This window comes from Bacteroidia bacterium (assembly GCA_019695265.1).
Classification (GTDB): domain Bacteria; phylum Bacteroidota; class Bacteroidia; order JAIBAJ01; family JAIBAJ01; genus JAIBAJ01.
Window position 1 is genome coordinate 1 of the sequence record JAIBAJ010000054.1, and the last position, 24,644, is coordinate 24,644.

17 protein-coding genes are annotated in these 24,644 nt (G+C 35.7%); 5 read left to right on the forward strand and 12 right to left on the reverse strand.

The genetic code is table 11. The features are described from left to right. The first annotated feature begins 1,098 nt into the window (after positions 1–1,098). On the forward strand, positions 1,099–1,449 hold the full coding sequence (locus tag K1X82_09150) for a response regulator (GenBank protein MBX7182266.1): 351 nt from the start codon (positions 1,099–1,101) through the stop codon (positions 1,447–1,449). Positions 1,450–1,489: 40 nt separating this feature from the next. Then, positions 1,490–2,227, forward strand: a complete 738-nt coding sequence (locus tag K1X82_09155; GenBank protein ID MBX7182267.1) for a DUF4184 family protein — start codon at positions 1,490–1,492, stop codon at positions 2,225–2,227. A gap of 344 nt (positions 2,228–2,571) precedes the next feature. On the opposite strand, the gene K1X82_09160 is transcribed toward K1X82_09155, so the two are convergent. Genes K1X82_09160 through K1X82_09215 form a run of 12 tightly spaced genes read right to left on the reverse strand, consistent with a single transcriptional unit; the run spans position 2,572 to position 16,386 of the window. Next, the gene (locus K1X82_09160; protein ID MBX7182268.1) at positions 2,572–3,765 is read right to left on the reverse strand and encodes a glycosyltransferase family 2 protein; all 1,194 of its coding nucleotides are present in this window, start codon (positions 3,763–3,765) and stop codon (positions 2,572–2,574) included. Positions 3,766–3,795: 30 nt separating this feature from the next. After that, positions 3,796–4,941 (reverse strand): glycosyltransferase family 4 protein, encoded by a 1,146-nt coding sequence (locus K1X82_09165; GenBank protein MBX7182269.1) that lies wholly within the window; start codon positions 4,939–4,941, stop codon positions 3,796–3,798. Positions 4,942–4,950: 9 nt separating this feature from the next. After that, positions 4,951–6,153, reverse strand: coding sequence for a glycosyltransferase family 2 protein (locus tag K1X82_09170; GenBank protein ID MBX7182270.1), 1,203 nt, complete (start codon positions 6,151–6,153; stop codon positions 4,951–4,953). Between the two features lie 30 nt (positions 6,154–6,183). Further along, positions 6,184–7,137: a phosphoribosyl transferase gene (locus K1X82_09175; protein MBX7182271.1), complete on the reverse strand. Its 954-nt coding sequence runs from the start codon at positions 7,135–7,137 to the stop codon at positions 6,184–6,186. 5 nt (positions 7,138–7,142) lie between these two features. After that, positions 7,143–8,333: a glycosyltransferase gene (locus K1X82_09180; protein ID MBX7182272.1), complete on the reverse strand. Its 1,191-nt coding sequence runs from the start codon at positions 8,331–8,333 to the stop codon at positions 7,143–7,145. Next, positions 8,330–9,814, reverse strand: coding sequence for an O-antigen ligase family protein (locus K1X82_09185; protein MBX7182273.1), 1,485 nt, complete (start codon positions 9,812–9,814; stop codon positions 8,330–8,332). Before K1X82_09185 ends, K1X82_09180 begins: the two co-directional genes overlap by 4 nt. Before the next feature lie 15 nt (positions 9,815–9,829). Next, a complete protein-coding gene (locus tag K1X82_09190; GenBank protein ID MBX7182274.1) occupies positions 9,830–11,188 on the reverse strand; it encodes an oligosaccharide flippase family protein in 1,359 nt (452 codons plus the stop codon). 11 nt (positions 11,189–11,199) lie between these two features. Next, entirely contained in the window at positions 11,200–13,608 is a 2,409-nt protein-coding gene (locus K1X82_09195) for a hypothetical protein (GenBank protein ID MBX7182275.1), read from the reverse strand. Between the two features lies 1 nt (position 13,609). After that, a complete protein-coding gene (locus K1X82_09200; GenBank protein ID MBX7182276.1) occupies positions 13,610–14,353 on the reverse strand; it encodes a TolC family protein in 744 nt (247 codons plus the stop codon). A gap of 10 nt (positions 14,354–14,363) precedes the next feature. After that, positions 14,364–15,611: a sugar transferase gene (locus K1X82_09205; protein MBX7182277.1), complete on the reverse strand. Its 1,248-nt coding sequence runs from the start codon at positions 15,609–15,611 to the stop codon at positions 14,364–14,366. Beyond that, the gene (locus K1X82_09210) at positions 15,612–15,998 is read right to left on the reverse strand and encodes a response regulator (protein MBX7182278.1); all 387 of its coding nucleotides are present in this window, start codon (positions 15,996–15,998) and stop codon (positions 15,612–15,614) included. Between the two features lie 19 nt (positions 15,999–16,017). After that, on the reverse strand, positions 16,018–16,386 hold the full coding sequence (locus K1X82_09215) for an Hpt domain-containing protein (protein MBX7182279.1): 369 nt from the start codon (positions 16,384–16,386) through the stop codon (positions 16,018–16,020). Between the two features lie 1,247 nt (positions 16,387–17,633). Between K1X82_09215 and K1X82_09220 the strand changes: the two genes are divergently transcribed. From K1X82_09220 to K1X82_09230, 3 genes are read left to right on the forward strand one after another with little or no spacing between them, the layout of a single operon-like run. Next, positions 17,634–18,170 carry a heme NO-binding domain-containing protein gene (locus K1X82_09220; protein MBX7182280.1) on the forward strand — a complete coding sequence of 179 codons (537 nt, stop codon included), beginning with the start codon at positions 17,634–17,636 and terminating at the stop codon, positions 18,168–18,170. 1 nt (position 18,171) lies between these two features. Further along, positions 18,172–22,473 (forward strand): PAS domain S-box protein, encoded by a 4,302-nt coding sequence (locus K1X82_09225; protein MBX7182281.1) that lies wholly within the window; start codon positions 18,172–18,174, stop codon positions 22,471–22,473. Between the two features lie 21 nt (positions 22,474–22,494). Beyond that, entirely contained in the window at positions 22,495–24,045 is a 1,551-nt protein-coding gene (locus tag K1X82_09230; GenBank protein MBX7182282.1) for a T9SS type A sorting domain-containing protein, read from the forward strand. The last annotated feature ends 599 nt before the right edge of the window (positions 24,046–24,644 follow it).

Below are 24,644 nucleotides of genomic sequence, written 5' to 3' on the forward strand. Positions count from 1 at the left end.
GATAAGGCACAGCACACCCTTGCATGAACAAAGATTTTTCTTTTCTTTGTGTAGCGTTTTCCCTTGCTTAATCAGTTGTTGTTGGCTATTTGTTGCCCAATCTTCGGAAAGCCCTGATATATAAGGCTTCACTATTTTTTGTATTGGAAAGTAAGGTTAGATTCCAGTTTTTTAGTATGCGGGCCCCCTCCGCCAAAATAGTCAGGTAATTGTCCAACATTCAGTTAGGGCGTTCGGGTCACGCTTTCGGCTGTAGTCCTCGGCCCGCTTGGCTAACGCCGCGCGGGCCTGTGGGCTACTTGCCTCTATCGTTGCCCGATGGTGCAACCTCATCGTTTATTCTCAAATCCAACTTGTCACTATATCTATTAGGCTTATGCAAGGATTACGTGTAGGCAAACGTTTATTTTCTCAATGGACTAGAGATACTTCCCAAAGTTTAGGTGACAAGGAATTCCAGGTGTATTAAGACGAACCCTTGCCCAAAGCACTGGTCAAGGATTATTTTAATTCATACAATACATGGGATGTGTGAATTTTAGCAGGAAGTTTGTAATACCTAGTATTCAAGTTTTTCGAATGCCTCTTGTTTAATATATTGATAATCAATATGTTGTTGTTTTTGAGGGTGTTGCTTTTTCGTGTTTGCTTTGGAGGGTTTCCATTTTTTGAGGTTGCGATTTTGCGAAATTTAAAAGCAAACCCTTGTTTTTGATAGATGAATGCAGGAAAAGAGATGATTAGTATAGTTTTGTTTAAATTGTAATAGTTATTGTATGAAGATTAAAATTAAAATTGAATGATACGCTATATATTTTTTTAATTATTTAAAAAAAAGACGGAATTGCTTGTATTTTTTAATGTTTTCAATAGGTTTATATTCTTGAGATAGCTGCAAATGCTGGAAAGTTATAATTTTTTCAGAGAATTATTAGGGCGGTTTATAGGTTCAATCTAAGATGTTGTTTGTCGAAATTTGTCAATTTTTTTGAAATAATTATTGGACAAATGGAACTTTTTTTGGGTATTACTTGTATTATATATAAATTTGTGCGAGGTTCAATCATTTGACTGAGTTTTAACCCTAAATTAAGTCCTATGGAAAAGAAAATATTTATTGTAGACGATGATCCATTTTGGACTGCTCTACTTTCCGGATTGCTCAGTAAAATGGGCTTTAAGAATATAATTACCTTTAGTAATGGAAAGGAGTGCTTGGATAACCTAAATCAAGAACCAAATTTTCTCTTTGTTGATTTTAACCTGGATGGTTTGACAGGTTATGAATTGCTTGGTGAAATTAAAAAATTAAGACCTCAATCGAATATAATAGTTTGTACTGCAACCAATTCCATTAATATCAATCAATTGCCACAATCGGATGGTTCTATTGAGTTGCTGCTTAAATCCAATTTAGACATTAAATCATTAAAAGGACTCATGAATTAGATCAATTAATTTCTATAAATCCTATCTACCCCTATGTTCCATGCCATTTACTATTTCTCATGCCGCTGCTTTAATTCCATTGAAACGATGGAATGTTAAAGTCTCTACTACAGCATTTGTTGTTGGATCTGTAGTTCCTGATTTTGAAAATTTTTTATTACTTAGGCATACCGATAAGTTTGCACATACTCTACCTGGTGTATTTCTATTTGATTTTCCTGCTGCATTGTTCTTTTGTTTCGCCTTTCATCTTTTGTTAAAAAGTTTGGTTATTGATATTTTACCAAATTATTATCGAAGCAGATTAGAGCCATATCGGAATTTTAATTGGCCTGAATTTTGTTATGAAAATGTAGTTTTAGTAATACGTTCTATATTTATGGGTATTGTTATTCATATGTTTCTTGATGGATTTACCCATGATCATGGAATATTTATTCAGGCTTTACCCATTTTAAGGTATAATATTCCCTGGTTAGATCATAAACCTGTATTTTTTATTCTTCAGATTATTCTGAGTTTTCTTGGAATTGTTTTACTTCAATGGTATGTATCTAAAATGCCTAGCCTTCCGGTTGTAAATCGTTGTGCTTCTGTTCGTTATGATATTTACCTTTTGCCAATTCTTGCTTTTTTCGTACTTATGGTTCGGGTGTTGGTAAATCCATATTATAATTCTACTACTGATTTATTAAAAGCCTGTATTGGAGCATTTATATACGCTGTCTTCATTGTTTCTATTCGCAGGCATATTATCAAAAAGAAATACATTTGGTAAGATGCTTTTTGGATTATTGGATTAGAACAGGTTGTGCCTCCTTTTGTTTCATAAGGCAATTCTATATTGCACGAATGATGGGTTTAGGATCGGCCAGGGATAGAGCCAGCTACCCCACAGCAATGCGCAGTGATAACGGAGCTTTGCGAGGAGTAGCGGCGAAAGCCCGGTGACTTGCGCCCTTGAAGACCATTGGGATTTACATCCTATGCCGGTGGGCGCAAGGCAGGACGCCAAATACAAAAAATAATGCTGAACCCTATTTTCTAAGCAGGAAATGAGTTGAACATGAATTAATACTTGAAATGCTATCCGAAATAGTTAATAAAAAGAAGGAGATTTGATTAAGAATCTGCTCGTTTTACCCGTTCCCAATTTACGGATTGGTTGTTTTTAAGGTATCTAGCAAAACCCATAAATACTGATAAATTCATAATAAAGAAGTAGTAAGGAATAAAGAGGATTTTGATACGAAGTGAACGATTTTCCAGAAACCAACCCGTAAGAGCCAGTATGTAAAATAGCACTTGCAATCCAAATAGAATAGGGTAGAGGTTGATAGTGAAAATGCCTTGTTTCCAGGCTAATACCCCATTAATAGGAAGTAGGAACAGGAGGGCAAGTGGGGTTAAAGTCCAACGTAAAACGCGGTGGGAAATATATTGAAAGGATAAGGTGCCAAATTTAAAGATATTGAGTAGAGAACGAAGCCGTACAACGGATTGGATACCTCCTGCCGAAATTCTTACTTTACGTTTTAATTCTTCTTTAACATTCGCTGATGCTGATTCAATAGCATATGCTTCAGGATCATATTGGATAGTGTAACCTTTTTGGGCAACTCTTAATGAAATAATGAAGTCGTCGAGTAATGTATCCTTTTCTACCTCTTGAAAAAGTTCGGTTCTGATGGCGAAAAGTTCTCCGGCAGCCCCAACCACGGAGTACCATTCGGCATCCCATTTTTTTAGAGTAGATTCATATTTCCAATAAATTCCTTCACCTGCTCCTGAAGCGGTATCCTGGTCCTTATTGATAATTCGTTTTTCACCTGATACACAACCTACCTTTTGGTCTTTAAAGAGGTTTACAATTCTCCGAATAGATTCTTTACCTAGCATGGTGTTGGCATCGGAGAAAACTACCAGCGGGGTGGTAACAAATTGAATTCCCCGATTCATGGCACCAATTTTTCCGTTACGTTCCGGTTTATGAAGTACAGTTGCATCGGGATAGGAATGAATAAGTTGGTCGGTTCCGTCGTCAGAGCCATCGGTAACCCAAACAATTCGAAGTTTATCTTTTGGATAATCCAACTCCAAGGAGTTTTTCATCTTCATTTCTACATAGTTTCTTTCATTGTATGCGGCAATGAAGAGGGTAACTTCGGGTTCGTAGTTAGGTATGATACTTTGTTTCCTCTTAATACCCAGTAATCGTCTAATTTTAATAATTAGAAATAGCAATATGCCATATCCCAGGTAGGTGTAGAAAACCAGGAATAGTAGTACCCAAAATAAGATTTGTAGAAATTGCATCATAAGGGGAAAGGTTAAAAAGGTTTGTTGTTATGCATTTTCGAGGTAAAGGGATCGAACCTGTTCGGCCATGGATTTCCAAGAAAACTTGGAGGCCTGGATTAGTCCTTTTTCAACCAGGTTTTTCTTTAGAGATTCGTTTTGGTACACGCTTAAAATAGCTTGGGTTATTGATTCCGGTTTAATGGGATCGATCAGGATGGCAGCATCACCTGCAACCTCTGGCATGGAAGATGTGTTAGAGGTAATAACCGGTACACCACAGGCCATTGCTTCGATAATTGGAATTCCGAAACTTTCGCGAAGGGATGGATACAGAAATAAACTGCACTGGTTATAAATAGCAGGAAGGTCTTGGTTATTGATATAGCCGGTTAATTGAATTTGATTAATTAATTCCGGGTCATCGATGGAATTTAGAAGTCTTTTTAGCTCCTCCAAATCATAATCAATCATAACAAGCTTATATTGGAATTGTTGGCTTGTTTTTAGGAATTCGGAATAAGCTTTAAGAACCCCAATGGTATTTTTCTTTGGATGAGTATTACCAAGAAAAAAGAAAAAGAAATCGGGTAATTTGTATTTATCTTTTATTTTTTGAAGTTCAATAGGAGATTCAATGACTCTAAAATGTTCACTAACTCCATTATAAACGGTTGTAAGGTTTGAATTTTGGGGAAGATTAAAAAAATCACCTATTCGTTTGTTTTCATAATCGGAAACTGTAATAATTTTCTTGCAATTTCGCATTAATCCGGGAACAATAAGTTGACGGTACACATTACCGAACCTTTGGTAGTTTGAACCTTCGCCGGTAAGAAGTCCGACCAGGGAGCTTTCCATGAAGATAATATCGTGTAGGGTAAGGATAAGCGGAATATTAGTAAAGATTGGAGCTGTGTTACTGGTACAATGTAAGATTTGGCAACCATATTTTCGTGCCGCTTGGGGGAGAAGGATTTGTTCCCAATAGGGATAAGGTCCTCCTGGTATTTCGATTACATGAAAGTTGGGAGAAGGTTGAATAATTTTATTATCCTCATCCGGCTTAACAAATACATAGTATTCATTAACAGAGTCGATTTTTTGGAGGTTTCGGATTAATTCCAAAGCCACCATATCCATTCCATGTTTTTTTTTCCTAAATATTCGTTGAGCTTCAAATCCAATTTTCATCCGAGGTTCTTATTGGTTATTTGAGGTTGAGGAGGTGGTGTGTTTGGTATGTATAAAGGTTTTATTGGCACCCTTAATTTTCATGAAAGAAAGGAACATTACCCAAATTCCTTTGGGTAGACCGGCTAGTGCTTGCAGGGATTTTCCGTTAAAAAAGGAAGCAGGGATAGAAATGATTAAAGCCATGCATATTGTAGCAAACAATGCCAACCAATTTCTACTAAACTGTATGGAATGATATAGGAAAAGATCGATGGAAGTAAAAATGAATGTAAGTACTCCGGTTCCACCTAGTAATAAAACCCGAGGTGGTTGAATAAATTGAAAAGCCTTATCGAAATAATCCAAATTACCTCGGAGGAAGAGATCTTTTATAGAGTCAAGGATACCGAAGCGGAAATAATGAATTTGAGCAGAAAGCCATCGTCTACGTTGGTTTCCAAAAACTTCGGTTTCCTGGACTTTTTCATCATAAACGTGCGCTTGGTCGAGGTATTCAATGGTAATACCCTGTTTTAACATTTTAAGTTCAATTTCTTTATCAAAACCTCCTACGGCAAAGACATTAGCCATCAGAGTTTTGAAGAAAGAATATTGAAAAGCCATACCGGAACCAATGATGGCAGAAGAAAGACCCAGAACCCGGTGCCCTTTACGGAAGATATGGTTATTAATTTCTTCGCTTATGGAGTCGAGAATTGCCCAATGGTTATTTTGGTTTTTAGCTGTTCGGTGACCTTGAACAACTTGGAAACCTGTATCAAAGCTGGCATTTACTTGGGAGAGGAAATCTGGTGCCATTACGTTATCTGCATCTAGAACCACGGCTATTTCGTAAATTTCCGGAAGAATTTCCATAGCCTTGTTGAGAGCTTTTGATTTGGTGCTTTTCTCAAATTTAACTTCAATTACCTTAATAGGAAGTTCTTGAAGTTTTAAGATGGTTTCAGGTTGAAAGGAATCGGCAATAATTACGACATCGAATTGGTTTGAAGGGTAATCTTGGATTAAAGCATTTTTTGCAACTTCCACAATTACAGAATCTTCTTTGTAACCAGGAATTAAAACAGCGATTTTGCGAAGTTTTTTAGCTGGGGGTAGAGTAGGGGATTTATAAAAAATTCCTGCAATAGCAAATAGCAAGATGTAAGCAGTAGCGATACCGGATAGAAGTAGTAAAATGGTTTGAAAAATGAGTAGAAAAGTCATCATCCGAAGGTTTGGGGTAGAGGAACCGAAGAATTAGGAATTCAAGGATTTTTTCAATGCTTTTAGATTATCTCGAAGTTTTAATCCAAATTTACGAAGGAATGGAAGGTTTTTACCACTTTTAAGGTTGTACAAAAACGACTCAGAGTCGTATATCATTTCGAAGGTTGCAGTACAAAGAACAGGTTTTTTTGTAATTCGATTAATTTCAATTGCCTGGTTCATTTCGCTTTCAACAAATAGGGTATATGGGCCAGACATATAAGCTTTGGCTTTGTGTTGCCCATGGTTATTGGCCTTTTGTCTAGCTTTCATATCTGGCAAATCCAACATAATTAAATCATTGTATTTGATATGGTTATTTTGTAACCAGGTTTCTGTTTCCTTTCTATATTTTTCAAGTCGGGAAGTTACAATGGTGCCGATTTTACTACCAGGAATAAAAAGGGGAGGGGCAGTTAGGATAAAGTTTCGGTATTTTTCGCCGTCGTCGTTTTGTTCAGGCAAAGGATCAGGGCAAAGAACCCCATCGATATCAAAGCAAGCTTTTTCTAATGCGGTGTGATTCAGGATATTCCATTGAAAAAAGCGAGGCAGTGGAACTGATTCAAAATAGTAATCTACTAATTTTTCTTTGCCTGGAACCACATAGATTGCACAATACTTGATGTTGTATTTAAGGGATAATTCTTTTAAATTTTCTTTACATTCATTGAGTGCAGAGCCAGAGGCAACGCTATCGTCTACTACAAGTACTTTTTTATTTTCGGAGCCATCGAAAAATTGAGCTCTAGCACCAGCTTTATAGATGTATCCATTCATAAAGGAATGTATATCCGTGTAAGGTTTATTCAGGTAAAGTGCAAGCAAATTTGCTGGTAACATGCCACTTCGAGGAACCCCAACTATTAGGTCGAAGTCTCTTGGAATGGTATGAAGTTTTTGAAGAATTATGTTGTTAAGGTCGGCTATGCTTCTGTAGTACATTGGTCTTAATTAAGGTGTTCCAGAATTCGGGAGTAAATTTCAGCCACATTACTTTCCCAAGAATGAGATCGTGCAAAGCGGATACGTTCGATGCGGGCTTCCTCCGATTTATCTAATATGGCTTTTTCAATGGCATGTTGGTAATCTTCTACATTGGAGCAGAGGTAAACATGGTTTTTAAAGAGTTCCATGGTTTGGGTATGAGTAGCCAGAACGGGTTTACCCATTGCAATATATTCATCCACTTTTCTAGGGTAATTTCCAATGGTTATTTCATTAATCAATTGAGGATTCATACAAACATCCATGCCATGAATAAATTCAGGAACCCTGTTTTTGGGAATACTACCAAGGAAATGAACATTGGGCAGTTGGTGTAAGGTATGGGATTTAAAGACGGCATCTTCACCACCAATCATAATAAAGCTGTAATTTGGTTTACTTTTAGCTAGTTCATAAATTAAATTGGCATCCAAACGCATGCTATTTATATCTCCAATATAGCCAATGAGTGGTCGGGTGAATTTGCTTAATTCAATCGGACCGTTTCCTTCCATATCAGGATTATATGCTGAGAGGTCAACTCCTTGTCCGACATTGAAGCTTTTAGGATTGAATTGTTTAGCAAAGTCTGCTAATTGAGGAGAGTTTGCTACTACCAAATCGCTTTTTGCAATCAATAAAGGTTCTAATCTGGGGACATGCTTCTTCCAATAGTTCATTGGGTGCAAGTTGTCGCGACGATAATAAACTGAAAGTTTGGGTTTAAGAAAATCTTTGGAATAAAAGCTGCGGTAAATATCGTTATCGATAAAATGAATATAATTTTCGAAACCGAGATTTTTTGCCCACTGAGCTATAAATTTATAGATACGGCGGTTGTTGAAATTGTTGACGATATCAAACAAGGGGCCATCTGGAAGTCCATTTACAGATAGAATTGGGAAAGTAAAATCCAGGACACTTAAATTTTCTGAAATTTTCCTGACGGGGTGTTTTTTCTTTTTGAGCACCTCCAATCTATTCTTTGTTTCGGATTTGCCTTCATTTCGATAAAGGGTCATTAAGTCAAGTGGACTATTGACATAAAGCACCTTGTTTTGTTTAGCAATTTCTTTAGCAATATCGATGGCATTGGAGCCAATTGGGATATCCCAAGATTGAAGTCCGGTGAAAATAAAATGGTGACCTTTCATTCAGGGGGATTTAACCCCACATTTGATAATTTAGTTTCATTATCTAATACATCTGAGTTTAATAAAATAGCCATAGACATATAAATAAGAACATTGGTAGGCATTTGTCCTAAAACGGCATTTCCATAAGAAGCAACCATAATTCCGAACATACCGGAAGCTAAAGCAGAAAGTAGGAGTTTAAGTTTTTCATCCTTGACTTTAAACATGATTCGATAGCTTGCCTTAATTAGGATATAGAATAAAATAAAGAGGTGCATTGCTAGTCCAACAATACCTTGCTCCACCCAAATTAATACATACCAGCTATCGGTAGGAATTTGAGATAAATAGGCATTTGGCAAAAAGCGCTGTGCTTTAACTCCTCCATGTCCTATTCCTCCTCCGAAAGGGCGGGAAGCCATATAGTTTTTTAGTAATTTTTGATTGTTAAGTCTTACTTGAAGAGAAGCGTCATTGGGGTCAAAAGCAGTACGCATTCTTCGAATATCGGCATTTCCTTGTCCAATTGTTGTAAATTTAAAAAACACAATAAGAGCAACAAGAAAGAAGCCACCAATAGACATAGCGACGATGTTTTTTCGAAGAAGAACAAACAAACCGAATCCGGCAAAAGGCACAGACAAGGCGCCACGGGTTCCTGAAATAACCAATCCGTATAAAGCTAAGATTGCAACGGAGTAGAAAAAGAACTTTTTTAATTTTCCATCAGTTGCCATGCCTGCAATTAAAGCAACTACGGCAGAATATCCTTGATTGGCACCAAATTGTCCTGCATCGCTTAGGAATGAAAAGGCACGCAGTTTGCCAAAAAGGATATGGGTTTTGGCATTGCCTTCATTAAGCCAGGCTTGTTCTGCAAAATCTACTCCCACTTTGACTTGCATAATTCCTTTTAGTGTTGCAAGGATTGATAGAGCTCCCCAGATATAAAGAAAGATGTAGATTTTTTTTGTGTTATCAATAAACAAAAGTGTTAGTGGTACAATAAGGAACATGTAAATTCCAACGCTACGGCCTGAGAACCATGCAGCGAAACTTCTGGCTTCAGGGTTAATAATTTGGAATATAGAGTACATAAACCATACAAAAGAAAGCAGAGTAATATCCCTTTTGGCAGGAGTCCAATTCATTCGTTCTTTGAATCGGTTAAAAAGTAAAGCGATATAAGTGAAAATAAGAATAGCATCCATTCCTAACCCAACCTGCAAATCTTTGGCATATCTTCCAATACCAAGAAGTAAAAAACCTAAGATGACCGCTGTATAGAGTCCAATTTGAGGAGATTGAAACAATAGATAGCTAAAAACGCCTGCACCCATTATACCAATGCAGCCCGCCAATCCTAAAATTTCAAATTTGATTACGATTAGTGCTGCCAAAAGTACAATTCCTAAAATAATCAAAAGATTGACCGGGTTTTCAAGCCTGGAGGAGCCAATGCGACTATCAAAAGGGTTTTTGGATTGTAAGTTAGACATGACTGGTTTTGAAATCTATCCCTTTTTCTTTAAAAATTGATGGAATATTTGAATATAGAATTGTTTTCCTTCTTTAAAGATTTGATAAAATTCAATTGGAATATCTTTATTAAAAAAGTATAATCCTAAGTAAATTCCGACCATTGTGAATAATATAGAAGCAACAGCAACCAATAATAGGGATTTGAAAAGAAATACTGCAATTAAATCGCCAATTATGTTTGCTGCAACCATAAAAAACACCTTAATCGCATTAACTTGAGGTTTATTAATGCTGTCTAAACCAATTCCTGTCATCCGGTCGATCGGTAGTAGTAGTCCATAGATTGAAAAAATTCTAACAATATCTGCCACATTAGTTCCTGTAATTGGTTCCACAACTGAGAATTTATCACCTCCAATTATCCAAACAAAAAGATCTGCAAAAAGGAAAGTGGTTAAACTAATAAGGACAAACAGATAAGTAAGGGCTCCTGAATACGAATAGAATAATTTTCTAACTTCATCAATGTTCCCTTGCAGGCTTGCCTTAGACATTTTGGGGAATGCAGTTGCAACAAAACTTCGAAGAGGGATTTGTTGCATTTCAGTTAATTTAATAGGTATACTATAAAGGGCAACAGCTGTAGGTCCAAGAGGACTTAAGCTAATAATGACGGTGTCGGCGCTTCGGAGTAAGTTGGTTCCGATAAGGGTAAAGGTAGTATACTTACCAAAGTGTAAAAGTTGAGAATTAGATTCTTTAGTTGCTTTCATAAAGGAAAATGTTCCGTCCCAACCAGCAATTATAGAAATGGAAGAGGTAAGTAAGTTTACCAATATCATACACCAGATAAGTTGATACAAATTCCAATGAAGGAAGAAGTAACTGGCTACCACACAACAAAAGAAAGTAAAGCTATTAACAGCCTTAAGCAAAAGGATTTTTCCATAATACCTATCTGCTTGAAGAATAACCATTGCATTGTTCCAAGGTAAATTAAGGATAGAAAGCAAAGGATACCAAGAAAAAAACATTCCATAACCTGATTGTTTGATTGGATTTTCAAACAAATAGTTACAAATTAACATAAGAATTGCAATGGCAGAAGTGGAAACCAAGCCAATTAAGGCATTTGATCCAATGATTTGAATCCTTTGTTTTGGATTTGCGCCAGAAAGGAAACGAATAACAGCAGTATTGGTTATACCAAATCTAAACATTTCCATAAAAGAAGCACCTGCAACAAAAATGACAAATTCCCCAAATTCTTCCAGAGGCAAGGTTCGAGTAATGAGAGAGAAACTAATTATGCCGAAAAAGGCGATTACCAAATTTCCGGATAGCGAAAGAAAATTATCCTCTTTGATGATTTGGATTAATTTCTTTTTCATTCCTTGAAGGATTAAATTTCATTTTTGGAAAAGAACTGGAATTGCATATATTCTTTAAAACGAATTCTCATTTTGGAACGTTCTTTTGGTAATTCTCCTATTAAAGCTTCAGCTTCTTCTATTTCGGTACCATTTATAATATATTGAGTATTACCCCCATTTAAAGACTGGAAATGATTTAGGGCGGTTTGATCTGAATTAGCCCAAGTTCGATTGGCACGGCAAATTAGAACAGATAAGTCTGCAGAATAAACAAGGTCGGATGAATAATCATTTTGGATAATAGAAGGCAATTCAATAAATATTAAATCGGGTTCGAAATCTAAGTGGATATTGTAATCTGAAAGGATATTTTCAATATTCAATTTTTGGTAAGTCTGGTTACTTAGTTTCCTTTCAAAGTATGTATTTTGAGGGAGAAATTCGGAAGGGTGCTTTAAAATTTGGCTTTCAAAGTTGATTCTTGGATCTTGGTATCCTAATAATCTTTGAACTATGGAATAGGTATTACCTTGTTCATGAGAAAAATTCGGGTTGGAAAAATTAACAAAAATGACCTTTTTACCTTTTTCAATTAATGCTTTTGTGATATTTCCAATTAATACAGTTTTTCCTTCTTTATCTTGAGTGCTGAAGAAAAGAATGGTTTTTGTTTTTTTGTTAAAATGATTTTTGTCGGTCGTATGAACTAGATGTTGAGCTATAAGCTGAATTAATCGATTTTGAATCCCTTCAAAATCAAGAAATCGTGGGTTTTTGTATATTTTAGGCAGCATACCCAGCGGTTTCATATTCAGAATTTTAGATGCTTTATCTAAGTTAGTTAGGGTATCATTAAAATATTCCATCATTAAAATGAGACCTAATAAAAGAATTCCGCTTACAAAAGCAGCACCTATGATAATTAATTTTCTTTTTGTAGGATTAGGAGAAATGGGAAAATACGGGGGGTCAATAGTTTTAAGATTGGCCGAAAGTTCGCTGTCTTGCAGTTTCAGCTTTGCCAGGTTAAGTCCGTGTAAAATTTCCAAATAACCTTGTTCTGAAACAGAAATTTCTCTTTCAATACGTTTTATGTTTGCACCAGCGGGAGCGTATACTGCATATTGTTTTTGAAACTCTCGTTTTCTTTGATCCATTACCAGGAGTTTGGCTCTTAAGTTTTCTGCTTCAACTACGTTATTAAGCCACTCATTGAGCAAATTATTAAGAGGCAATCCATTGGTAGTATTTTGAAAACTATATAATTCTTCTACATTATTTTTAATATCTAGTTTTAGAATTTCCGATTGTTTTTTTAATTTTAGGAGATTAAGCTGAGCTAATTTACCGGTATCTTTTCTTGTTTCAAAATTTGCTATTTCGTAATTTAGTTCACCTAACTTTTTCTTTTTTTCAAGAAGATCATCACTTTTTAATTGAACAAGTTGTTGGACATCTAACTTTTTTTCAATCCGATTAATTGCTGCCTCATGTCCGGCTAGTTGAGCTTTTTTATTGTTATAATCTACATCAATATCTTCCTTAACAACAGCAACGGCCTTACTTTGTTCATAGTAGTTGATAATATTGTTTCTTTCATTGAATTCCAGTAGCTTATCTTCGGAATACTTTAATTGTTTGTTGGCTTCCCTTAATTGGTTTTCGAAATATTTAATTACTTCATCTGATTTGTTTTCCTTTATATACCGATAGTTTTTTATACAAACTTCGCTAAACATTTCCAACGTTTGTTGGCAAATACCAGGATCATCTACTTCATAGCTTAATTTAATGAGATCGCTATTATTCATTCGGACTGCCTTTACGCTTGAAACCGCCTTTATGGAGTAATGAGGGTCTTCGTAATTTAGGAGTTTATATACAAAATTGGTATCACTGCTATTCATCAATTGAGTCAGGTTACGGACCGTTAGTTCATAATCATCTTCATTGATAGAAGGAGGAAGGTGTTTGTCTCTGGAATCAGTATCTCTGAATGGATTACCAGAATTGAAAGAAGTGCTAATAGAGTCATAGGCCGCAGGAGAACTTCTTTTTCTAACAATGTATCGATAAATATATTTTGGTGTAAGAGCTTTTAGTTCTTTGAAGGATTTTTCTGAGATGTATTTAGGGTCGGGTTTCCCAAGTAAAAGGTGTTGGCTGAGGAGTCTAATGGCTATTTCTTCTTGAGTGGCCCTTGAACTGATAATGTTAAGAAGGTTGTCGAAGGCTGTGTTTGTAACGAAATAATTAAAGGTTTTATCCATTTCAATGGATGAACCTGTTGCCAAGCCTGTAAAAAGAACCGTTTGTGAGGAATAAATTAATTTTGGATTTTTCGTTAATGCAATTGCCAAAACTGCCATTAAGAGTGGAACAGCGATAAGAAGTATAAGGTGTTTGCGGATTAAACGAATAAGGTCGATAAGTTTCACACTATTTCTTTATTTGATAGTTAAGAAAAGAAAAACCAGCAATTTCTTCCAAAACCTGTTTGGCGGAACTAAATTCGGATTTGGCTTTTTCATAATCTGATTCGACCCTAGTTACGATATCCGATACTCGAACGTATTCAGTAACCGTAATGATTCCATTTCTAAATTCAGTTTCAATCATTTCTTGGTTTACCCTGGCATTTCCAATTGCGGAAGATTGTATGCTTAGCAATCTTTGTTTTAATAGCAGATCTTCATAAAGTCTAATAATTAACTGGGTTAATTCTGTTTTTTGGTTTTCAGCCATTTGTTTTGACTGCTCAAGTTCAGCTTTAGCCCTATTAATTTGGTTTTTGCGATCAATTAAATCTACAATTGGAAATTTTAAATACAAACCAACACCATAATTCATTTGCTGAGATGTGGAATTAGAAATTGTTGTTGACTGTGTATTGTTACTTAATGAATAATTGTCGAAAGTTCCGTATCTTGAATCTGCCTGAATACCAAGGTTTCGCATCCAATAGTTTTTTTCAGAGCGAAGATTGGCATTTTTAGCAAGTATATCAAGCACTCTGAATTTTACAGCAGCATTGTGTTTAAGTGCTGAATCTAAAATTACTTCTAATGGTGGAATTGTAATTTCGGACTTGGATAGACTATCTAAACCTGAGGATTGCGAAAAGGAGAATTTAAAGTTAAAAAGTAGAAGAAGAAAAATGGTAACAGCGCTTGTTGGTTTCATTGGTGGGCAATTATACCGAACTTTTTTGTAAAAGGGCAGGTATTGTTCTGAGGATTAACTTTAGGTCATACCAAATGGTATAAGTGCCATTAATAAATAAATCAGCATATTCATTATCTAGTTTTTTTCTTTCATCTTCGGACATATTTCCTCCTTTTCCTCTTAATTCAACCTGCCAAAGGCCTGTTATTCCTGCCGGTGCTAAAAATCTTTTAGAAAGTTCATCCGCCGTAAGTTGTTCTGCTTCATAGATTGGAAGTGGACGATTTCCTACGATAGACATATCGCCTTTCAAAACGTTAATGAGTTGGGGTAGTTCATCAATACTAGTATTACGTATAAATTTTCCAACTCTGGTAACCCTTGGGTCATCTACTATTTTGACAAAGGCCGATTTTGATTTTGCAAGTTCAAGTTTTTGTTTGTTATACCAATAGTCACAAATAGCGTGATTTCCTATAAACAGTAATGGGGAGCATGTTTCTCCAATTGGCAAAACGCTACAGCAAGGACAAGGAGCTTCAAAATCGATAGTAAGTTCTTCGGAGGCTTGTTTGTATTGGTTTTTTTCTTTGGCTAGTTTTTTCAATTCTTGGTCAGCCCCTGTTCTCATGGAGCGAAGTTTGTAAAAATCAAAAACTTTTTGTCCTACCCGTTTTGATTTATAGAATACTTTTCCTTTAGATTCGAGTCGGATGGCGATCATAATGATAATTAGAAATGGGCTTGCAAAAAGCAAGACCAAACTAGCTACTAAAATGTCAAATCTTCTTTTGGATGCAGGAATATTGACTATTCCAACGGGTTTTGAGACAATAGCTTTGGGTTTTACCTCTTTTTTGAATTGACCGAGAAATTTGATTCGTTCGACTAACTTACCTGAGTTTTCGTCTTTTATTAGAAAAAAATCATCAAACCCCTTTTCAAATGCCATTTTGTAAAGGGCTGGATTAAATTGAAAGGACAATAGGATAAATGCAACATTCTTAAAGGAATCAGCACTTCTAAATTGGTCCAATAATGGCATAGCATTGCTTTTCGCAATCAAGTTGTATTCAAATAATACTGCCACAGGCTTGATTTCCTGATTCAAAAACTGGCTTGCTTTTAATATGTCTTCAGCTTGTTGAAATTGGTAACCAGCAAGCTCAAATTCAGTTTCGAATTTATGAAATGGAGTTCCTATATACAGTATTGTTTTATTAGATTCCATGGACCATTGATTAATGTGAACAGAAATAGCATGTATTTGTTTCAATTACCATGAAACAGAATAATGTAGCGGATTTAAGTTCTTTTTAATCACTTCTTCTAATTCTTCCGGATTGAATGGTTTTGTTAAATAATCTTGTGCTCCAAGTTTATAGCATTTTATTTTTTCATTGCTTTCCGATTTAGAACTTAGCATCACCACCGGAGTATGTATAGTGAATCCTCGGTTACGAATAGATTTTAAAATTTCATAACCATCACATTCCGGCATTTGGATATCGCAAATGACCAAATCAGGTAAGTTTTCCTCAAGCCACATAAAAGCTTCATTGGTATTGCTTTTATATGTTACATCGTACTGTTCGGATAAAAAGTTTTCAAGTAACAGGCCAATGTTTACTTCATCATCAACGATTAGGATTTTTTTATTCATGCTAATGGAAATTTTGGGGTTATAAAAAGTTAATTTTAATATCTTGAGCTACAAGGTTTACAGTGTTTACTACCAATTCAATTTTGTTGCCTATTTCAGGGTGTCCCGGTTCATCCTTGGCTAACATTTCAATGGCATGGATATCCTCTGAAATACTATTTATTCCATATGTGGCCAGAACGGGTTTAATTTTATGAGCTACTTGGCTTACTGTTTCAAAGTCACCTTCTATGTGAGCATTCTTTATCTTAACAACATCTAATGGTATAGTGGATAAAAAGGTGTCTAACATTTTCTTTTTTACTACTTGGTTACCTCGGCAGACAGTATCAATAAAACTAAGGTTGTATAGTTTGTTTGAAGTCGGAATGGTGGAGTCAAGTGTCATTTTAAATAATGAAGCTAGCTGTTTATTATTAGTTAAACTTAATTCAATAACAAGATTGAACTTCTGTTATAAGAACTGTTTGAGGAAGGTGAAAGTTTTGATAGGTTCGAAGACATCTATTCCGTAATGCAGAGGTTTTAGAAGCAAATTTTTCCAAGCCATTTGATTGGATTCTGGTTTTTTCTAATGTTTTTGTAGTGTTTGGATGAGTAAAAAAATGACAAATTTCCTCATTCTTTTCCAAATAGTTTTTGAGGAAATGGAATAATGGAAAAGTAACTTTTACCTGTGTAGAAATAGTTTTGGTCGACCCTGAAAGTAAATCTATTATCATAAAACTTGAATTCCAACTATTCATTCTTCTTGATTGTCCTTGTTCTTAATAAAATCATGACTTCATACTTGAACTGGAATTTTTTTGTTTCAATGCAAGAAAAAAATGTCAAATATTTTTCCAATAATAATTAGAGTCTTTGGGATAGCAATTAACCCATTACCTAAACATAAATTATAAAAGTGCCAACTTTAGTTAAGGATAAGATTATTTCCAAACACTCTGGATTCCTGGCAGCTTTGCTTTTGGCGACATACCATTTGAATTATCAAAAAATAAAGTTTTGGTCAAAGGCATTACCTAAGATGTATAGTAGCATTTTTCTGCCTGCATTATATTATTGGCATTTTAATATATCCAAAAGCATGAAAACAGAGGTTTGAAAATAAGCCCCCATGCAGAAAACTAATAGATTAATAGGTAAGATGGCTTAGAAATCAAGTTGTAGATTTAGCATCGGGCAACGATAGAGGCAAGTAGCCCACAGGACCCCTACGGCGTTAGCCTAGGGGGACGAGGACTACAGCCGATAGCGTGACCCGAACGCCCATGCATTTTTTTTGGGTTTTGCAAGAAAGAATGTTGGGCGGAGGGGGCCCGCAAACTCCGTATTTTAGCATACCTTTTATTTGTTCTTTTGTCTTTTCCCAATTGAATTTGAGAGGTGTAGAAATAGCAAGTATTTTATTGTTAGTTCAAGTCAATTAGTTATGATTTTTATGGTAGAATAATTGTCAAGGTTTTAATTTCCCCGGTTAAATTTATTTATGGGCTGAGAGATTATAAATCATGGGTCAGCTTCTTACTTATAGAATAAGGTAAATAAGTTGTTAATGATAGCCATTTGTAGACTGGTTATACAGGTAGTTGTTTTTTTTTGGGAAATTGTTACCTTGGCTTTTCAATCTGAAGAATGGTTGGAATATTAAATAAGTCATTTCAAGAAATGGTCATTAATCATTTTGGGGACGAGAATTGGGAATTGGCATTGGAAAGAAGCGGAGAAGAGGTGAATTTTTTTCGTAATAATGAACCTTCCGGAATAGATTCATCGTACAAGATTGCCAAAGCTTTGTCAGAGTTGAAGAGTATTCCGGTAGATTATATTATGAAAACCTTTGGAGAATGGTGGATAATTAATACTTGTTTGGTGCGATTTGCTGATTTTATTCAAGTTGAGTCCACTACATTTTCTAATCAATTACTTCAATTGCCAAACTTTCATAATCGTTTAATGTTTTTATATCCCAATTTGTTATTGCCGGAAATACAAGTATCAGTACCCAACTCATCAAATTTATACCTTCATTTTGACTCTGCTATTTTAGGAAATGCAAGTTTTATTGAAGGGTTGATATACGGAATTTCAAAGAGTTTTAATGTTAATTTAGTTGTAGAACTTGTGAAAGGCAAGGAAGCCAATAGTGATTTATTTAAGCTTAGCTGGTGAGATGAATAATATGGAATTTAATTTCTCAAAAGAGCAATTCAATCGGATTTTCCCATTTTATTTTTTACTTAACGAAGACTTGGAGCTGGTTTCGCTTGGGACTTCATTGGAAAAAATTTGTCCGAAACTTAAGAATAAGAAGTTGTCGGAAGTTCTTACGATAAGCCGACCAACCATCAAACGTATTAATTTTTTTTCTATTGTAAAATTAGCTAATCAATTGATTAGCATTGAAATTAAGAATGAGGAAAAGCTTACACTTAGGGGACAATTTGAATTTCTTAAAAACTCGAATGAAATAATTTTTTTAGGCACCCCTTGGTTTGCCTCGATGGATGAAGTAGCGAATCGAAATTTAACAATAAATGACTTTGCCTACCATGACTCGCATACTGATTTGCTTCACGTATTAAAAGACCAGGAAGTATATGCGGAGGATTTAAGAGGACTATTAAGTACAATTTACGATCAAAAAGTTGCAATTCGCAGAGCATCCAAGGAATTTAAAAGGCTGTCATTGGTTGCACGGGCAAATGAGGATGGAGTTATGTTCTTAAATACATCCGGTGAAATTACCTGGACCAATGAGAGTTTAACCAAGTTGTCTGGTTATTCTGCAGAAGAAATTAAGGGTCATAGTCCATTCCGGTTGTTTGTAGGTGAGCAAACAGATAAAGAGTTAATTCAAAGGGACCAAGAATCGATATTGCTAGGAAATGGTTTTACTACGAACCTCATTTTATACAAGAAAGATCGTACTCGATTTTGGGCTCATTTTGTTTTGCAACCGCTAAGGAATGAGTTAGGGGAGCTAAAAGAGTTTTTTGGAATAATTCAAGATATAACAGAGGATAAGGCCAGAGAAGAGAAGTTGAAGATTCTTTCTCAGATGGCGGAAGAAAATATAAATGCTGTTGTTATTGCAGATGCTGAAGGCCGTATTAATTGGATTAACGAGAGTTTTGTCCGAATGACCGGTTATACATCGGAAGAAGTTATGGGTAAAAAACCAGGTTCTTTTCTTCAAGGTCCGGAAACAGATACAATTGCGGCAGAATACCTTTCTTCACAAATTAAAAAGGGAGAACCATTTAATACTGAAATTGTTAATTACACTAAATCCGGTGTTAAATACTGGGTAAGGATTCAAGGGCAGCCAATTAAAAATGACAAGAATGATATTATTGGATTTTTTGCACTTGAAGAAGAAATAACTAAGGAGAAAGAAAATGAAAGACGATTCCAAAAGGCCTTAGAAAATATTGGAGATAATGTTTGGGAACATGATTTTACTACCGGAATAACCTATTTTTCGAAATCTGAAAATGCTTTTTTGGGTTATCCAACAGATGAACTTATTAAGAATCAACAACTTTGGAGACAACGAGTACACCGTTCTGATATACATAAGTTACTTGAAAGTGAAGAAAAGGTAAAGCAGGGTCTGGTGGATAACCACAACCTTGAATATCGAATTATCAGGAAGGATGGAAGTGTAAGGTGGGTACTCGACAGAGGTGCTGTTATTGAAAAGGACAGTAAGGGTAAACCCTTAAAAATGACTGGTATTCATACAGATATTACCAGTACCAAACATTTGGAAGCTGAATTAGGTAATCGGGTTAAACAATTTCAAACCCTTTCTGCTAATGTTCCAGGTGTAATTTTCGAATTTGAATTTAAAAAGGATGGCAGGGAAAAATGGAGATACATAAGTCCGGCGATTGAACGGATTTTTGGAATTAATCCAAATGAAATTGAGAATTATATAAACTTTATTCCCAAAGAGCAGCAAAGAGGAATTATTAAGAAAATAATTAATTGTCAAAGGACTCTTGAAGCTTTATATGCTGAAACTAAAATTGTAGTTCCAGGCCAACCCATTCGTTGGCATTCTATTCAAGCTTCCTATTCCTACCAAACCGAAGCCGGAGAATTTGTATATACTGGGTTTATGGTAGATATTACCGAGCGGAAAAATGCCGAACAAAAGCTGGAGGAACAGCGGAAATTTTATGAAGACATATTAAATAATATGCCTGCTGAAATTGCTGTATTTAATGCCAAACATGAATATTTGTTTGTAAATCCGATGAGTATTCGGGATGATAAATTGAGAAAATGGATAATTGGAAAGAGAGATGAAGACTATTGTGAATTGCGGAAAAAACCATTGAGTTTGGCTCAAGGTCGCAGAACTACTTTTAACAAGGTTGTTGAAGCAAAGATCCCAAGTGAATGGGAGGAAAGGAATATTAGACCAAATGGAGATGAGCAATATGTTCTTAGGCGTTGGTTTCCTGTAGTTAATAAGAAAAATCAGGTTGTGTTGGTTATTGGTTATGGCATTGATATAACTGAACGTAAAAAATTTGAACAAGCAATAATTGCCAATGAGGAAAAATACCGAGGTATCATTGAGAACATGAATCTTGGTTTGATGGAAATGGATCGTACTCACCGCATTGATTTTGCTAATCAAACCTTGTTGAAAATGACGGGTTTAACAGAGGAGAAGGCTAGAAACTATGATGTGACGAAATTTTTTTCCTATGAGAGTGCAAAGGAGGCAGAATATATTAAAATGCTTGGTTTGGAAGGGGTTAGTAAGGCTTATGAAATTCAAACCAAAGTAAAGGGTAGAAAAGGTTGGTGGTTTATTAGTACAGCTCCAAAATTTGCTCCAACAGGAGAATTAGTTGGTTCTGTTATTATCTGTCTTGATATCACTAACCAGAAAAAACTCGAACATGAATTAATTAAGTCCAGAGAGCGAGCAGAGACTCTTTCAAAAGCTAAGGATTCGTTTCTGGCAAACATGAGCCATGAGATCCGAACGCCAATGAATGCTATAATTGGTATGGGAAATCAATTGGCTAAAACCAATCTGGATGAAAAACAAGGTTTTTTCTTAAACACAATTAATACTGCTGCAGAAAATCTTCTCGTTTTGATTAATGATATCCTGGATTTATCTAAAATTAAAGCAGGAAAATTATCAGTAGAGAATATCCATGTAAAATTAAATTCCATTGTTAATAATGTAATTCAAATGCTTGTTCATAAAGCATCTGAAAAAGGAATTGATCTTAAACTTTCTAAGTATGACAGTCAAATTTCAACTGCATTAAATGGCGATCCATACCGCTTGACCCAAATTCTTTTAAACTTGATGAGCAATGCAATCAAATTTACAGAAAAAGGGTCCGTTGAAATTAGCTGTGAGGTTCAAAATCAGACCGACCAGTATCAAATAGTACTTTTCAAAGTAAAGGATACCGGATTGGGTATGGAAAAAGAATTTATAGCTAAAATATTTGATCAATTCAGTCAAGAGTATGAATCGGTTAGCCGCAAATTTGGAGGAACGGGTTTGGGAATGAGTATTTGTAAAGAATTGGTTGAATTAATGGGGGGTGAAATTTTTGTAGAAAGTGAGAAGGGGGTCGGTACAACTGTTTCTTTCACCATCAAATTTAAACGTTCAAAAGAGGAAGGGGAAGAAGATTCAGTAATTGAAAATGTTTCCGGAAATTTCTTGGAGAATAAAGTGATTTTGGTTGCTGATGATAATGATATGAACCGGCTAGTTGCTGCTACTATTCTGGAAAACTACGGTGCTAAAATTATGGAAGCTGCTACTGGTGAAGAGGCAGTTAATGCTTTTGATTTGAATCAACCGGATTTGGTTCTAATGGATATTCAAATGCCTGTAATGAATGGGTATGAAGCAACCCAAATCCTCCGAAAAACAGGCAAAACAGTTCCGATTATTGCTTTAACAGCCAATGCTATTATTGGTGAAAAAGAAAAATGTATCAGCCTAGGAATGAATGATTACATCGCTAAACCATATAAAGAAGAGGAGATGGTTCAAAAATTGGTGTATTGGCTCAATGCTGAAAAGCCTAAAAAGCAATTAAGAACCATCGAAATTGTTGACGAACCTGCCGGATTATACGATCTGACCAATTTAATTGAACTTGGAAAGGGGAACAAAGCCTTTCTGAAAAAGATGGTAAAATTGTTTTGTGATCAGACCCCCGATTTGGTTCTGGAGATGAAGAGGGCATATACCGATAAGGATCTGATAAAACTGGGCTCACTTGCTCATAAATTGAAACCAAGTATCGATAACCTAAACATCCATTCCTTAAAATCGGTAGTGCGATCCATTGAAAATTTTGGAAAGGAAAACAATGACTCTCCTGAACTACCTGCTCTACTTAAAAAACTTTCTACTACCTTAGCCGAAGTTATAACTCAATTGAAAGGCGACAAAGCCAAAATAATGATTATTTAACCCCTTACTTTTTTTATGAATATGAAGAAAATTAGCACTCTCTTTATCGGTCTTGCCTTTCCAGCCGCAATCCTTTCCCAAAATGCCGGTTGGGTTGATAGTAGTTTTGCAACTTCAGGGATTTTTTATAAAGATTTTGGAGCGCAGGATAACTTGACAACAGTCTTGGTTCAACCGGATGGTAAAATTGTTTCTGCAGGTACAGCGCTTACTCCGGCCTTCTCAGGGCAATTGTTGCTTATCAGGCAAAATGCCGATGGGAGTTTAGATAATACATTTAATGATACAGGTTCCGTTACCTTCACTAATTTCCAAGAAAGCTATGCATATGCCCTGGCAAATGAAGCAAATCAACAATTATTGGTGGCAGGTACTTCGGCTGATCCCAACTACGCTTTTTCGGGTTTGGTTGCTAAATTAAATGCCAATGGTAATCTAGTCCCTGAATTCGGTACAGGAGGATGGGTTAATTACCGTTTCAATGGTGATACCTATTTCTATTCTATGAAGGTTCTCCAAAATCATCAAATCCTTTTAGCAGGAACTGCAATTGATACAGCTTATAACAATGTCCCGATTGTTGTTCGGTTAAATGAAAATGGTAGTCTTGACTCTACTTTTGGTGTAAATGGGGTAGCTTCAGTACCTGTAAATGAATTGGATAATCGGTTTAATAAGTTGGTTGTTCATCCGGATGGTAGCATTTTTGCAGCTGGTCATTTTGGGAATCCTATTACTATTGATGGTCAAACGGATTTTGATATTTTGGTGGCTAAATTTACTCCCAGTGGACAACCGGATTCGAGCTTTTCAGGTGATGGAATTCTGATTGATCGGGTTTCCAATGATTATTTAGATGATATTTTTGGACTTGCTTTAACCGATAATGGAAGCGTTATTATAGCTGGATATACTACCAAAAATGATTTTTCATACGATGCCATTTTGTTGCAATATGACGAAAATGGTGTACTTGATAACTCTTTTGCCACGAATGGTTTATATAGGTTTGATGCCGGTGCACAAGATGTATTTTCTGATGTATTAATTCAAGATGATGGCTCCATTGTAGCCGTAGGTACTTCCGGTGGTTTCTTCTTTGATAACCGCGATTTTCTTGTTATACGTTTGAAAGATAATGGGAATACGGATAGTCAGTTTGGTGTTGACGGAGTTGTAACCACTGAAATAATGGGTTTTATGGATGAAGCCAATGCTGTATGTCTGGATTCTGATGGTAAGCTAATAGTGGCAGGTAAAACAAACAATGGCGACCAAAACGATGCATGTGTTGTAAGGTATTGGGGGCAAGGTGATGATACAGGGGTGGATTTGCCCTTGGAACATCGATTGAATTTGTATCCAAATCCTGTTCATCCTGGTCAACCCATTCAAATTCAGTCCAATGCTAAATTCTCTCAATTTGAAATTAGTGATGCTAGAGGAACGTTAGTCTATTCTAAAAACCTCAGTTTGGGATCTGGTTCAATGACGTTCCAATTGCCGACCTTGCACTCGGGCCTATATTTTGTTAAAATTGATAATCAAGTAGTTAAGCTTTTGGTTGATTAGTTGAAATAAGTATAACAGAGGAAATTTTAATTACTAATTAGGCGTCCGATAATTAGGCGGGTACCTTCGCAAATGTGTCAAGTTTTGTTCAAATATTATCAGGCTCAGGTCCGGGCTATACGTTCCTAGTCCTCGTCGCCCTAGCTAGCGCTACGGGCTCCTGTGGGCTATCCACTTCTATCCCTACCCGACCCGAACCCCAAATTTTAGCATTCCAAATTAGTTTTTCATAATGCTCTGTAATGAATTTTAATTATTTCAATTAAATTAGAGTCTGCTGAAAAAGTCAGAAATGCAGTGGATTTCAATGTTTCCTATTTCGCTCTAAGAAGTTTACAATTAGCTGGCTATTTGTCATGTGTACATAGGCAATTAAAGTTTTTACTCCTCCAAAAATTATCCAACCAGTTGTTGGGTTTAATCCTCTACACCCTGCCTTGTCCTCTAAAACGCTTTTAATCGGTTACCTATAACGTTTCGGGGCTTAAAGAAGTGGCGGTTTAGAAGCACGAACTGTCAGCCTACCACAAATGTAAGCAGAAAGCACAAATGTTTGATTAACCACTTCACCCGCCATTTCTTTTAAGCCCTTGTTATCA

Excerpts from the sequence above, each read along its gene's own strand:
- K1X82_09150 (MBX7182266.1), top strand. The coding sequence starts at position 1,099 with ATGGAAAAGAAAATATTTATTGTAGACGATGATCCATTTTGGACTGCT.
- K1X82_09155 (MBX7182267.1), top strand. The coding sequence starts at position 1,490 with ATGCCATTTACTATTTCTCATGCCGCTGCTTTAATTCCATTGAAACGA.
- K1X82_09160 (MBX7182268.1), bottom strand. The coding sequence starts at position 3,765 with ATGCAATTTCTACAAATCTTATTTTGGGTACTACTATTCCTGGTTTTC.
- K1X82_09165 (MBX7182269.1), bottom strand. The coding sequence starts at position 4,941 with ATGAAAATTGGATTTGAAGCTCAACGAATATTTAGGAAAAAAAAACAT.
- K1X82_09170 (MBX7182270.1), bottom strand. The coding sequence starts at position 6,153 with ATGATGACTTTTCTACTCATTTTTCAAACCATTTTACTACTTCTATCC.
- K1X82_09175 (MBX7182271.1), bottom strand. The coding sequence starts at position 7,137 with ATGTACTACAGAAGCATAGCCGACCTTAACAACATAATTCTTCAAAAA.
- K1X82_09180 (MBX7182272.1), bottom strand. The coding sequence starts at position 8,333 with ATGAAAGGTCACCATTTTATTTTCACCGGACTTCAATCTTGGGATATC.
- K1X82_09185 (MBX7182273.1), bottom strand. The coding sequence starts at position 9,814 with ATGTCTAACTTACAATCCAAAAACCCTTTTGATAGTCGCATTGGCTCC.
- K1X82_09190 (MBX7182274.1), bottom strand. The coding sequence starts at position 11,188 with ATGAAAAAGAAATTAATCCAAATCATCAAAGAGGATAATTTTCTTTCG.
- K1X82_09200 (MBX7182276.1), bottom strand. The coding sequence starts at position 14,353 with ATGAAACCAACAAGCGCTGTTACCATTTTTCTTCTTCTACTTTTTAAC.
- K1X82_09210 (MBX7182278.1), bottom strand. The coding sequence starts at position 15,998 with ATGAATAAAAAAATCCTAATCGTTGATGATGAAGTAAACATTGGCCTG.
- K1X82_09215 (MBX7182279.1), bottom strand. The coding sequence starts at position 16,386 with ATGACACTTGACTCCACCATTCCGACTTCAAACAAACTATACAACCTT.
- K1X82_09220 (MBX7182280.1), top strand. The coding sequence starts at position 17,634 with ATGGTTGGAATATTAAATAAGTCATTTCAAGAAATGGTCATTAATCAT.
- K1X82_09225 (MBX7182281.1), top strand. The coding sequence starts at position 18,172 with ATGAATAATATGGAATTTAATTTCTCAAAAGAGCAATTCAATCGGATT.
- K1X82_09230 (MBX7182282.1), top strand. The coding sequence starts at position 22,495 with ATGAAGAAAATTAGCACTCTCTTTATCGGTCTTGCCTTTCCAGCCGCA.